We start from the raw sequence: 227 nt of genomic DNA, 5'->3' as shown, positions 1-227 counted from the left end.
GTATCACTGGGAACACATACGATTCATGTTTGGGACACCGAAGGCGGAGTCGCATTTAGCTGTGAAGAGTTTACTATAAATCAGGTGATGGTGATTGACTATCCTCGTTACTTTACACCAAACGGAGATGGTATACACGATGCTTGGAATATAGTAGGCTTGTCGAATTTTGCGGAACAAACCACGATTTACATCTTTGACCGTTACGGAAAACTTTTGAAACAGTT

Annotated in this window: 1 protein-coding gene; it reads left to right on the top strand. The window is 41.4% G+C overall.

Annotation, left to right across the window (positions count from 1 at the left end; genetic code table 11):
* The coding region (locus HA632_RS00035) for a T9SS type B sorting domain-containing protein (RefSeq protein ID WP_176305202.1) at positions 1 to 227 on the top strand (227 nt) is incomplete at both ends.

It is taken from the genome of Flavobacterium sp. J49 (genome assembly GCF_011742145.1).
GTDB lineage: Bacteria > Bacteroidota > Bacteroidia > Flavobacteriales > Flavobacteriaceae > Flavobacterium.
Note: the sequence above shows the minus strand (reverse complement) of the source record. Positions and strands in the feature narration are given on the sequence as shown.